Here is a 12,513-nt window from a genome sequence, read left to right as displayed (position 1 = left end):
CTCCCTTACACCTGCGCCAAGACGGACTGCTGCCAGCGCACTTGCAGCCATGCCAATGCAGGGAACACGCCGACGGTTACCACGTACTGCACGAACGCGGCTTCCGGCGTGGAGAAGGCGGAAAAAAACAGTGCCGTCAAAAGCCACGTCAACACCGTCGCACCCGCCGCGACCATCGCAAAACCAAGCCACACGACCATGAAAGACCGGCCCATGAAAAACACCTGCTGGCTCATCACCGCCATGTGCACCAACACAAACACCACGGTGTTGACGCCGAACGGCATACCGCTCAGCGCGTCTTGCAACAACCCAGCGACGAACACCGCAATTGCTGGCAGAAGATCCGGTCGATATATGGCCCAGTGATAGACCGCCATCAAAGGCAACAGCGGCGCGACTTCGGCAAACCCGGGAATGTGCAGCGGCACTTGGCCTAAGATCACCAAAACCAAGGTCAGGAAGAACGGCGTAACGCCGCGCATAACCAGATCCAGACGTTGCCAGAACGTCAGATTCATTGCGAAACCCCCGCGCCTTCGGCGGCGGAGGATGAATCGAGAATGCCCTGTAAGCCGTAATCGACCACGCGCACGTATTCCAAACGATCGCGATGCACGTATGGCTTCACCGTCACGCTGCCCTCACCGGCATGCGAGACCACACCAACGGGAATGCCCGGCGGGAAAGCACCGCCATGACCAGATGTCACGATGCGGTCGCCAATGCTGACCTCCACACCTGGTGGCAAATGGATCAAACGCGGCCGGTCGGAGTTGTCGCCAGCCAGGATCGCCCGCGTGCGGGTGGCTTCGACCACAACCGGAATGCGTGAGTTCAAGTCGGTGATCAACAGCACGCGACTTGAACGCGCACCGACACCGTGAACCCGGCCCACCAGACCGTCGCCGGTGATCACCGCTTGGCCCTTGGCAACGTTGTCGCGCGCGCCGGCGCTGAGCAGTACGGAATGAACGAACGCCCCTCCGGAATCCGCGATCACGCGTCCCGAAATAAAACCGGGTTCAGCACCCGGTGCGAAATTGAGCAAGCCCTTGAGCTGTTGGTTTTCCGCCGACAGCTTGCGCGCCGCGGCTTGCCATTCGAGCAAGCGCTGGTTTTCCTCACGCAGCCGGGCATTTTCGGCCCGCACGGCGGAAAGCGCGGTCAGCTCGTCAATGGCGCGGTCCACCGACGCCACCGGGCGCGACAGCACGTCCAAAACCGGTGCGACGGCATCGGACACAGACGCGCGCACCCGTTCCATCACCAAAATATCGGCTTTGCCCAATAGCATCAACGCAAACGCCGCCAGGACCAGCCCCAGATAACCGACGCGGCCAGCCATCCCTTTTTCGGGATGCATCAGATGATGTCCAAGGTGTTGGCGGTTTTTCACCGCATGTCTTCCCTATTCATTGCCCCACGCCCACAACCCAGTATGGGCAAGACATAGTTAATATAGTTTATACGGCCTAAAAACAACAACACCCGTGCAAGAACTGCACGGGTGCCGGTAAAAGCGGAATGCGCATAACGCTTAGTACATAGTGGTCAAAACGTTGCGCAGTTTTTTCATTTCTTCCAGCGCGCGTCCGGTGCCCATAACCACGCATGACAACGGATCGTCAGCGATGGAAACCGGCAAGCCGGTGGCGTGGCGCAAAACGTGATCGATGTTGCCCAGCAAGCCGCCGCCACCGGTGAGCACGATGCCCTTGTCGACGATGTCCGCGGCCAGTTCCGGGGCGGTGTGTTCCAACGCCACCTTGACGGCCTCTATGATCGCGCCGACGGGCTCGGCCAGGCTTTCCGCAATTTGACGTTCGGAAATGACGATTTCCTTAGGCACGCCGTTCATCAGATCGCGGCCCTTGATGTCCATGGTGCGGCCTTCGCCGTCTTCGGGCGGGCAGGCACTGCCGATGGTTTCCTTGATGCGCGCCGCGGAAGCTTCACCCACCAGAAGGTTATGATTTCGGCGGATGTAAGCGATGATGGCTTCGTCCATCTTGTCGCCGCCAACGCGTACGGAACGCGCATAAACGATACCGCCCAACGACAGCACCGCAACTTCGGTCGTGCCGCCGCCGATGTCGACCACCATCGAACCGGTTGGTTCGGTCACCGGCAATCCGGCGCCAATTGCTGCGGCCATCGGTTCTTCGATCAAATAGACTTTACGCGCACCGGCGCTTTCGGCGCTTTCTTGGATGGCGCGGCGCTCAACGGCGGTGGATCCGGACGGCACGCAAACCACCACCATAGGGGCTGCGAAAGTACGACGGTTGTGCACTTTGCGGATGAAGTATTTGATCATCTGCTCGGCGACCTCGAAGTCAGCGATGACGCCGTCGCGCAGCGGGCGGATGGCGTGAATGTCGCCGGGCGTACGGCCCAACATCTGCTTGGCTTCGTTGCCGACGGCGAGAACTTGCTTCTTGCCCTTGAATTCAGTGATGGCCACCACGGAGGGCTCGTTGAGCACGATGCCCTTGCCCTTGACGTAAACAAGCGTGTTGGCGGTTCCAAGATCGATGGCCATGTCGGCCGACAGGAAGCCAAAAAGTTTCGAAAGCATTGGTTGTCAAACCCCGCGTATGTGCCGGTTCCCGCTTAGTCCCCCGAATAATCGCCTGAAACGCTGCCTGATGCGCGGCCGAAAAGCGGGTCGTTTTCGGAAACGTGATAGAAAGAGTGCCGGAGGAACGATAAGCGAATCGGCCCCGGCACTCTATTTATACTCAACCCCCGCCTAGGAAAGCTAGGCCGAAAGCGCAGAAGGGGCGGTTTTTTCACGCTTCAACAGCAACTTGTTCAAAGCGTTGATGTACGCTTTGGCGCTGGCCACCATGGTATCGGTGTCCGCCGCTTGGCCGTTGACCGTGCGCCCGTCTTCTTCCAGCCGTACCGTAACCTCGGCCTGGGCGTCTGTGCCCTGGGTCACAGCATGCACTTGATAGAGCTGCAACCGCGCCTCGTGGGGGAACAACGTCTTGATGGCGTTGAACGCCGCATCCACCGGGCCGTCACCCGTCGATTTGCAGGTTTTGACCTCACCGTCGATGGACATTTCCAACTCGGACTTGGGCGGCTGATGCTTGGTGCCGCACAAGATTTCCATGCTCACCAACTGGATACGGTCGTTGGCGCGCAGGACCTGATCGTCGATCAAGGCCATGATGTCTTCGTCGAACACATCCTTTTTCTTGTCGGCCAAGTCCTTGAAGCCCTTAAAGGCAACTTCGATGGCATTGTCGCCGATGTCGTAGCCCAAGTCCTTCAATTTTTCCTTGAAGGCATGGCGACCGGAATGCTTGCCCAAGACCAACTTCGATTCCGTCAGGCCCACTGATTCAGGGGTCATGATTTCGTAGGTTTCGGCGTTTTTCAGCATGCCGTCTTGGTGGATACCGCTTTCGTGCGCGAACGCATTTTTGCCGACGATGGCTTTGTTCGGCTGAACGGTGAAGCCGGTGACGGCGGAAACCAAACGCGACGCCTTCATAATGTCTTCGGTTACCACCCCGGTGTCGAACGGCATCAAGTCGTGGCGGGTTTTCAACGCCATGACGATTTCTTCCAACGCGGCGTTGCCGGCACGTTCGCCCAGGCCGTTGATGGTGCATTCGACCTGACGCGCACCCGCGCCCACGGCGGACAAAGAGTTCGCCACCGCCAACCCCAGGTCGTTGTGGCAATGAACCGAGAAAATCGCCTTGTCGGCGTTGGGCACGCGGTCGAACAACATATGAAACAACGCCGCGTATTCGTGCGGCATGGTGTAACCGACGGTGTCGGGGATGTTGATTGTGGTGGCCCCGGCATCGATGGCGGCTTCGACGCAACGACACAGAAAATCGTGCTCGGTACGGGTGCCGTCTTCGGCCGACCATTCGACGTCGTCGGTGAAGTTGCGGGCAAACGCCACGCTTTCCTTGACCTTTTCGAACACCTTGTCGGGCTCCATCTGCAACTTGTACTTCATATGCAGCGGGCTGGTGGAAATGAAGGTGTGAATGCGGTTGCGCGGCGCGGCCTTGATGGCCTCGGCACAGCGCTCGATGTCCATCTTGGTGGCGCGCGCCAAGCCGCACACGGTCGAATTCTTGACAATCTTGGCGATCTCGCTGACCGCCTCGAAATCGCCTTCGGATGCAATCGGGAAGCCGGCCTCGATCACATCGACGCCCATTTCTTCCAAAACGGTGGCGATGCGGATTTTTTCGTCCAGGTTCATCGATGCGCCGGGCGATTGTTCGCCATCACGCAAGGTGGTGTCGAAGATGACGACGCGGTTGCTGTCGCGATGGGTTTGCGGAGTACTCATGAATTTTGTCCTTCGGGTCAATTCTTAGGGTTTGCGCCGTTAATTTCGGTTAGGCGCATGATTATGATTTCCCCTAAACACCATCGGCATGAAACGAAGCCGCAGGCGTCAGGGGCACCTAAGAAGCAGGTTCCCGTTGAGGATCGACACGGAAAGGATCAGCGTGGACGACCGCAGATCAAACGCGCGCGAACGCGACCGCAAAGCGGTTACGTTCGACATTTCAAAGCTGGCGGCAGATGCCGTCATCAACTTACGCCCTTTTTCTGCATCCCGACACCATGCCGGAATTGGGATTTAACCCGGCCAACGGTCCGCCGTCAACAGGTTTCAGCACGCTAAATATAAGCTCCCACGGACTAAATCCCAACGAAAAACGCTGACATAGAACTGCAACACGATACTTCTAAAATTTTCCTTACTTTTTACAGCCCGCCGTGTGGAGCATCAACCATGGACCGGCAATGTCATGACTGAATTCAGTGACGTTCAGAATTTGCGGCGGCGCTACATCATCGCGTTCAGCACCATTGCCGTCCTGGTCACCGGGGCGTGGCTGGGCATGCGCATCATCGTCGACAAGCAGCACAATTTTTCCAAGCTGATCAGCATCGCCGGACAGCAAAGCGGTCTTTCTGAACGCATCGCGCATTTCGCGACGCAAATGGTCGCGGCCCGCGACAGCGAAGATTTCAATATCGCCAAGGCGCAACTGGGACGCGCCATCGCCAACATGGAAGCCGCCCACCGCACGTTGCTCAACGGCGACCCCGACGGTGAAATCCCCTATGTCACGACGCCGGTTTTGCAGACCATCTATTTCGACCCCAGCGTCGGACTGAACGGCGCCATCACCCGGTATCTCAGCCACGCGCGGGCCATCTACAGCACGCCCAGGGACAGCCTTGGCTGGAATTCGGCTTCATATGTCTTTGTCCTTCAGTACGGACCTTACGTGCTCGAAGCCATGTTTACTGCCGCCACCGACGAGTACGACATGGCCAGTCGCGAAGCCATCGAGTGGATCAAGCAACTGGAAACCGCATTGTGGCTCGGCGCCTTGGTGGTTCTCAGCATGGAAGTTTTGTTCATTTTCCACCCCCTGGAAAACCGTTTGCGTAAATCCCTGACGCGCCTGACGGACAGCAACGCCAAGCTGAAGATGAACCTCAATGCGGTCAAGACTGCCCGCCGCGAGGCGGAAACGGCGCGTGACAAGCTCGACCGCCTCAACCAGCACCTGGAAGAGCGAGTCGAAATGCGCACCCGTGAACTCAGCCGCGAGTTGGAACGTCACGAACGCACCGAGGCCCGGCTGCGGGCCTCTAAACGGGAACAGGAATGCGCCAATCGCGCCAAAAGCGACTTTCTCGCCAACATGAGCCACGAACTGCGCACGCCGCTGAACGCCATCATCGGGTTTTCCAACATTCTGCGCACAGACATGTTCGGCCCCTTGGCGAACGCCAAGCAAAAGGAATACATCGAAGACATCCACCATTCCGGCGAACACCTGTTGGAACTGATCAACGACATTCTCGACGTCTCGGCGCTGGAAGCGGGCAAGCTTAAACTGAACGAAGAGCCCTTGAACCTTTGTGCCGTGATCGATCTGACATGGCGCTTGGTCGGCACCCGCGCGGAAGATAAAGGCGTAGAACTGCGCCAAAACGTGCCTGATACGTTGGCCTGGCTGCACGCCGACGAGCGTCGCATCAAACAGATTTTGCTCAACCTGTTGACCAACGCCATCAAATTCACCCCCAGAGGCGGCACGGTAACACTCAATGCCAAGTGCAACGGCACCCGCACCATTTCATTGTCGGTCAGCGACACCGGCATCGGCATGGACGAACACGATGTGGCAAAGGCCATGTCTCAATTCGGCCAGGTGGACAACGTCTTTTCCCGGACCGAGGAAGGCACCGGTCTAGGCTTGCCGTTGACCAAGGGGCTGGTCGAATTGCATGACGGGCGCATGGAAATCGAAAGCGAAAAAGGCTGCGGCACCCGGATCACCGTGCACTTTCCCAAAGAACGCACCATCGATCCGATCGACGGCATGTCCTCAGAGTCTGCACTCGCCACCGCACCCAGTCCGGCCTTAAGCAAGGTCAGCGCCTGACCAAATCCACAAACAACCGTTGTGATTTCGTCCAGTTGCGCTACAAAAGACCCTGAACGTCGCAGGAAGGACCCCTGTCATGGATGAGCTTCTGACCAAAGCCTTTGAGGCTTTAAAGACCCTACCGGCCGAAGACCGCGAGCGCATTGCGTTCGAGATCCTCGAACGCGTCGAGGATAAAACCGAATGGGATCGCTTGATCGCATCGCCCGAAGCGCAGGCGTGGATGGAACGCTCGGCCAAAAAGGCGCTCAAGATTTATGACAAAATCGCAAAAAAAATGTCGATGAAGTTCGTCTCCCTCGGCCTCGACAATCTGCTGCGCGAAGGCACGTACTGGGAAACCTTCGACGATCTGCCCGAAGACGTGCGCAAACTCGCGGAAAAGAATTACCAGCTGTGGAAAGACAATCCGAAGAACGTCGGCTTGCGCTTCAAGCAAATCCATCCCAGCTTGCCGGTCTATTCGTTTCGCGTCGGCCTGAAACACCGCACCGTGGGCATAGAGACGCCGGATGGCAAAGTGGCATGGTTCTGGGTTGGCTCTTTCAACACCTTCAAATCCATGATCGAAGCATAGGGCGATAGGCGTGCGCAAAAAACTGAGCACCCTCGCCTTTGTCGCCGCGTCCACCGCGCTCGCCATTTATCTTTACACGGGATATGGCACCTTGGAGCCGTGCGGCATGCTGCGCGCCGAGGTGAAAATCCGCCTGATGGATGGGCGCATCGAAACCCTTGGCGACATCCCGAAGCTGATCGTCAACAACGACGATCAGCTGTGGTGCGCCAAGGAATTCGTCATCGCGCATTTGTCTTAAGTTTCGGCAAGCTCCCTCACCGCGCGCAGTCCCTGCACCACCCCGACATCCAACCAAGAATTCGCCCCCGCATCCGAATTTGCGATGGCGATGCGGCCATGACGCTGGCGCGCCGTGATGTGCGGGCCGTCTTCGATGGTCGCGCCTTTGTCGAACATGGTGAAATAGGTGTAGCTGTAGCCATGGGACCAGCGGTTGATGGAGAGACTTTCGATATCGCGCTTCGCATCAAAGCCGTAGGCACCGTACATGCCGTTCAGTTGCTCATGCACGGCGGTCTCGAACGTTTCGAACTCGGTAACGAAGATCTCGCCACGCCCTTCGCGGAACTGATCGCGCGGCTCCATGCCGCGTTCTTCGGGCACCGGCACGCGGATCAGCGTGATCGGCATCGGCTCGCCGGCATCCTCTGTCGCTTCATATCCGCCCATATTGACCGGATATTCGCACTGCATCAAATGATAGTAACTGGTCGGGCAATAGGCTGCGCCAACACCGGATTTTTTGATCGCCTGCCAGTTCTTCACCATCACGTTGGCAAAGATGTAGGGAATCTTGACGTTCATCGCCAAGGCCTCTTTCTGCTTGTCCGGCAGTTCGCGGCAGATGTGCGGAATGATCATGTTCCAACACGCCAAGATGACATTTTTGCCCCGGGCGCGATGCGGCTTGCCGTCACGAATATAGGTTACGGCAACCTGCTCGGCGGCATCCGCTGGGCCTTCGTGTTTGACTTCGATGGCGGTGGCATTGAGGCGAATGCGGGTATTGTTCTCTGCGTCGTCCAAAGCGCCGTAATCGAACCTGGCTTGCACCAAGGCTTCGGCATCCACGTCTTCTTCCACATCCGGAGCAAGCCCCGGAATCATGGCGCGCACGATGGTGCGGCAAAAGCCGGCGTTGCCGTCCGGGAAGTGATGCGCGTAACCAGGATCGCCCGGCTCGACATCCTTGATCATGCCGTATTTTTTGCCAATGTTAACAACGCCCGGCATCCCCGCACCGATGGCTTCGGACAACGACAGGCTATCCGCACCGACACCGTTCTCATCGGTCGGCAATTTACGTAAGAACTGGAACGTCGCCGGATCTTTGATGTGCCAGTAGTCTTTGAGAAATGTCTCATAGCCATAGGTGTCGTAGTTCGGGTCTTTTTCGTCGATCTCGGCGATCACGCTTTGCACGTTGGACTCGTTGTACAACATGACCAACTCTTTTTTGGCCGCATCCGGAAGGGGCGCGGCGTCGAACAACGCCTTGAAGTCTTTCGAACCCTCGCCAAGGCCCGGCATCACCGGGGCCATGCCGCCAAGATCCGCCGCCATCATGTGATCGCGGCCCCAGGTCGCGGCGTCGAGATACACGCCGCCGTTCAAGCCGTGGCGCTTGTACCAACTGTGATCGTAATATTGCGTTTCGAATTTATCGAGGTCGATGCCCAACTCATCAAGCAGGTCCCACATCTCTTTCGGCCAGTTGGCAATGTTGTCGAAGCCTTGCGACCCACCATAGGTCATACGCATCTTGCCCGCGCTTTCGAACTCGTTGCGCTTCGCATGACCGCCGAAATCGTCGTGATTGTCGAGCACCAGAACCTTGGCGTTACCTTCGTGATTTTGTTGGAAGAAGTATGCCGCCGCCAAACCGCTGGCGCCGCCGCCAACCACGATCAGGTCGTACTCTTCGCCGGTTTCCGTCACACCGCCCCAATCTTCGCGGCCTTCGCGCGCCAGTTCGTGGGCGCGCTCGAACGCACCCGGGTGCGAACCTCGCATGCCCGTCCACCGGGGTGGATAATAAGGCCCTGTGGTGGTCATTGGCGCAGCCTCAGCCTCGGCAGCCTGAGCCTCCGAGGCACGCAGGAACGCGTTCAACGCCGCCCCGCCCGTCATCAAGCCCCCCGTGAGCGCCCCGGTGCCGATCAATGTGCCGTTCAAAAAGTCCCGCCGTGTGATGCCTTTTTTGGACATGAAGCCCCTCTCCCCACAATGAGCCCATCGCTCTGGCAAAGACTGTAGGTACTCACCGAAGGAACGTCCATACGTAATGCGGCTAGGAGCATGATTGTCTTACAACAATTCGTGTTATGGACTGTCGATATGACGCAACTTATCGGGATTGCGCACGATGTCGATCCTTGCGCATTTGCCGTCTCTGCCCAGCGTCAGCGACAAGATGGCGTAAACGTGCTCGCCATCACGCAAGATAGCACCGGGGTTTGCGTTCACCGTGACTGTCTCTATCGTGAAATTGCGCCACGCCTTTTGCCACACGCCTGCCAAGAACTTCGCGACCGATTGCGGGGTGCGGATGACATTCATCGTGGCAATGACCTTGCCGCCACCATCGCCACGCAACTCGACATCGTCGGCCAGCAGTTTCGCGAGGCGTTGGGTCTCACCCGACCGCAATGCATCCATAAATGCGTCCAGCAATCCTTCACGCCGCTGCGGGTTTTCTGGCGCGTTTACGTTCTGGTCTTCCAGGCGTTTTTTGGCGCGTGAGACGATTTGCCTGCAAGTCGCTTCACTACGGCCCACCGCGAACGCCACGTCTTTGTAGGCGTAACCAAACACTTCGCGCAGTAGATAGGCCGCACGTTCCACCGGATTTAATCGCTCCAACAACAGCAAAAATGCCATCGTCAGGGATGAGGCCAGTTCCGCCTGTTCGCCGACGTCAAACGGCGCATCGCCGACCACCGGCTCCGGCAGCCATGTACCGACATATTCGACCCGGGTTTTATGTGCCGCACGCAGCATGTCGATGCAGCGCCGCGTACATGTCGTCACCAACCACGCTTGGGGGTTTTCGATGTCTGAAAGTTCGGCTGTTCGCCATTTTAAATAGACATCCTGTACCGCATCCTCGGCATCGGCGACCGAGCCCAACATGCGGTACGCGACGCCGCGCAAACGCGACCGGCAATGCTCGAACAATTCGGTTTTGCGATCTTGTTTGTGCGACGTCATCGGGCCTGTCCCTCAAAAACGTGCGTTGTGCGACGCGACCTGTAAACGATTCCAGGTGTTGATCATAACGATAACCGTACACAACGTAGCAATGTCTTCATCGCTGAAATGTTGTCTCAATTGATCGTGAAGGTCATCCAGGCTGACGCCATTGCCCAGCACCGTCAACGCTTCGGCCCATGCCAGCGCGGCCTTTTCCGCATCGGTGAACAGATTGACCTCTCGCCACACCACCAAATGGTCCAGGCGACGATCCGTTTCCCCGTCTTCGCGCGCTTCGCGGGTGTGCATTTCGACGCAGTATGCACAGCCGTTGATCTGCGACACCCGCAATTTCACCAAATGGCGCAGCATCGCATCAAGCCCGCTTTCACCAATCAAACCTTCAACTTTTTCAAAAGTGCCCATGACAACCGGCGCATGGGTCCGCAAATCGATACGGTCTTTGCTCAACATCGTCGTTCCTTTCCATTGTATGACCGAACGCAAACAGCGCGTTCTTAGTAAAAAGACGATTCAGCACATGTCGTTTGTGACAGAACGAACAAAAAAAGGGCGGAGCCATGTGGCTCCGCCCTTCTCGTATTTGTTCGAAAAAAGAAGCTTAGTTCTTTTCTTTGTCCACCAGCTTGTTGGCGCCGATCCACGGCATCATGGCGCGCAGGCGTTGGCCGACTTCTTCGATTTCGTGTTCGGCGTTGCGACGGCGGGTGGCCTTGAAGCTCGGCTGGCCGGCTTTGCATTCCAGCATCCAGTCGCGGGTGAAGCGGCCGGACTGAATGTCGTCGAGCACGCGCTTCATTTCCGCTTTGGTGTCCGGCGTGATGATGCGCGGACCGGTGACGTAGTCGCCGTATTCGGCCGTGTTGGAGATCGAATAGCGCATGTTGGCCATGCCGCCTTCGTACATCAGGTCGACGATCAGCTTCACTTCGTGCAAGCATTCGAAGTAAGCCATTTCCGGGGCGTAGCCCGCTTCGACCAGGGTTTCGAAGCCGTTCTTGATCAGCTCCATCAAGCCGCCGCACAACACGACCTGTTCGCCGAACAAATCGGTTTCGCATTCTTCCTTGAAGGTCGTCTCGATGACGCCGGAACGGCCGCCGCCGATAGCGGATGCGTAAGACAGCGCGACTTCCAGCGCGTTGCCGGTGGCGTTCTGGTGCACCGCGACCAGGCACGGCACGCCGCCGCCCTTGAGGTATTCGCCGCGAACGGTGTGGCCGGGGCCCTTGGGCGCGACCATGAACACGTCGAGATCCTTGCGCGGCTCGATCAGGTTGAAGTGCACGTTGAGGCCGTGGGCGAACACCAGGGCTGCGCCTTCTTTCATGTTGTCGTGCATGTCGGCGTAATAAATTTCGGCCTGCAGTTCGTCGGGCGTCAACATCATCATGACGTCGGCCCAAGCGGACGCTTCGGCGACGGTCATGCAGGTGAGGCCTTCGCCTTCGGCTTTCTTGCGCGTGGCGGAACCTTCGCGCAGCGCCACGACGACGTCGGTGACGCCGCTGTCGCGCATGTTCAAGACATGGGCGTGGCCCTGGGAGCCATAACCAACAACAGCGACTTTTTTACCTTTGATCAGGTTCACGTCGGCGTCACGATCGTAATAGACACGCATTTTCTTTTTCCTTCAGATCAAATCTGGAATGCCAATTTAAGCCAAGTTAAGCCCCAAAAAGGGACGATAAAGGTTAGTCCTGCCCAGCCATGCCTTCCGGCCCACGGGCAATCGCCACCACGCCTGTGCGGGACAAGTCCACCAGGCCCAGCGGCTTCATCAATTCAATGAAAGCGTCGAGCTTTTCGGTGTCGCCGACGATTTCAAAGACAAACGATTCCGTCGTCGCGTCCACCGGACGGGCGCGAAAGATATCGGCGATGCGCAACGCTTCGACGCGTTTTTCGCCGGTGCCGTCGACCTTGACCAAGGCCAGTTCGCGTTCGACCGAGGGACCTTCGATGGTCAAATCCGAAACGCTGTGCACCGGAACCAATCGGCCGAGCTGGGCCTTGATCTGTTCGATGATCATGGCCGTGCCCGAGGTCACGATGGTGATGCGAGACAAGCCTTGGCGGTGGCGGGTTTCGGCCACCGTCAGGCTTTCGATGTTGTAGCCGCGCCCTGCGAACAGGCCGATGACGCGTGCGAGCACGCCCGGCTCGTTGTCCACCAGGACCGAGATGGTGTGCGTGTGCACGTCTTCTTTAACGGGATTGTCGCCGTAGATGCTGGTCGTCGCCATGTCTTAAGTCTCCTCA

Annotated in this window: 12 protein-coding genes; 3 read left to right on the top strand and 9 right to left on the bottom strand. The window is 57.9% G+C overall.

Annotated features, from left to right (window positions below; genetic code table 11):
* Nucleotides 1-5 precede the first annotated feature (5 nt).
* The 4 genes from mreD to VIN96_RS05370 form a co-directional block, all read right to left on the bottom strand.
* Nucleotides 6-521 (bottom strand): rod shape-determining protein MreD, encoded by a 516-nt coding sequence (mreD, locus tag VIN96_RS05385; RefSeq protein ID WP_331894476.1) that lies wholly within the window; start codon nt 519-521, stop codon nt 6-8.
* A complete protein-coding gene (gene mreC / locus VIN96_RS05380) occupies nt 518-1,366 on the bottom strand; it encodes a rod shape-determining protein MreC (RefSeq protein ID WP_331894475.1) in 849 nt (282 codons plus the stop codon). Before mreC ends, mreD begins: the two co-directional genes overlap by 4 nt.
* A gap of 174 nt (nt 1,367-1,540) precedes the next feature.
* A complete protein-coding gene (locus VIN96_RS05375; RefSeq protein WP_331894473.1) occupies nt 1,541-2,581 on the bottom strand; it encodes a rod shape-determining protein in 1,041 nt (346 codons plus the stop codon).
* 183 nt (nt 2,582-2,764) lie between these two features.
* Entirely contained in the window at nt 2,765-4,330 is a 1,566-nt protein-coding gene (locus VIN96_RS05370; RefSeq protein ID WP_331894471.1) for a 2-isopropylmalate synthase, read from the bottom strand.
* Between the two features lie 469 nt (nt 4,331-4,799).
* On the opposite strand from VIN96_RS05370, the gene VIN96_RS05365 reads away from it, so the two are divergent.
* The 3 genes from VIN96_RS05365 (at nt 4,800) to VIN96_RS05355 (ending at nt 7,276) form a co-directional block, all read left to right on the top strand.
* Complete coding sequence (locus VIN96_RS05365; RefSeq protein WP_331894469.1) at nt 4,800-6,455, top strand: ATP-binding protein; 1,656 nt, start codon at nt 4,800-4,802, stop codon at nt 6,453-6,455.
* Nucleotides 6,456-6,534: 79 nt separating this feature from the next.
* Nucleotides 6,535-7,035 carry a hypothetical protein gene (locus VIN96_RS05360; protein WP_331894468.1) on the top strand — a complete coding sequence of 167 codons (501 nt, stop codon included), beginning with the start codon at nt 6,535-6,537 and terminating at the stop codon, nt 7,033-7,035.
* Nucleotides 7,036-7,045: 10 nt separating this feature from the next.
* Nucleotides 7,046-7,276, top strand: coding sequence for a hypothetical protein (locus VIN96_RS05355; protein ID WP_331894467.1), 231 nt, complete (start codon nt 7,046-7,048; stop codon nt 7,274-7,276).
* Here the strand turns inward: VIN96_RS05355 and VIN96_RS05350 are convergent.
* The 5 genes from VIN96_RS05350 to ilvN form a co-directional block, all read right to left on the bottom strand.
* Complete coding sequence (locus VIN96_RS05350) at nt 7,273-9,246, bottom strand: FAD-dependent oxidoreductase (protein ID WP_331894466.1); 1,974 nt, start codon at nt 9,244-9,246, stop codon at nt 7,273-7,275. The two genes, VIN96_RS05355 and VIN96_RS05350, sit on opposite strands and share 4 nt — an antisense overlap.
* 114 nt (nt 9,247-9,360) lie before the next feature.
* Entirely contained in the window at nt 9,361-10,248 is an 888-nt protein-coding gene (gene sigJ, locus VIN96_RS05345; protein WP_331894465.1) for an RNA polymerase sigma factor SigJ, read from the bottom strand.
* A gap of 12 nt (nt 10,249-10,260) precedes the next feature.
* Entirely contained in the window at nt 10,261-10,704 is a 444-nt protein-coding gene (locus VIN96_RS05340) for a carboxymuconolactone decarboxylase family protein (RefSeq protein WP_331894463.1), read from the bottom strand.
* Between the two features lie 148 nt (nt 10,705-10,852).
* A complete protein-coding gene (ilvC, locus tag VIN96_RS05335) occupies nt 10,853-11,872 on the bottom strand; it encodes a ketol-acid reductoisomerase (protein WP_331894462.1) in 1,020 nt (339 codons plus the stop codon).
* A 73-nt stretch (nt 11,873-11,945) separates the two neighbouring features.
* Nucleotides 11,946-12,497: an acetolactate synthase small subunit gene (ilvN, locus tag VIN96_RS05330; RefSeq protein WP_331894461.1), complete on the bottom strand. Its 552-nt coding sequence runs from the start codon at nt 12,495-12,497 to the stop codon at nt 11,946-11,948.
* Nucleotides 12,498-12,513: the final 16 nt, after the last annotated feature.

This window comes from Magnetovibrio sp., from assembly GCF_036568125.1.
Classification (GTDB): Bacteria; Pseudomonadota; Alphaproteobacteria; order Rhodospirillales; family Magnetovibrionaceae; genus Magnetovibrio.
Note: the sequence above shows the minus strand (reverse complement) of the source record. Positions and strands in the feature narration are given on the sequence as shown.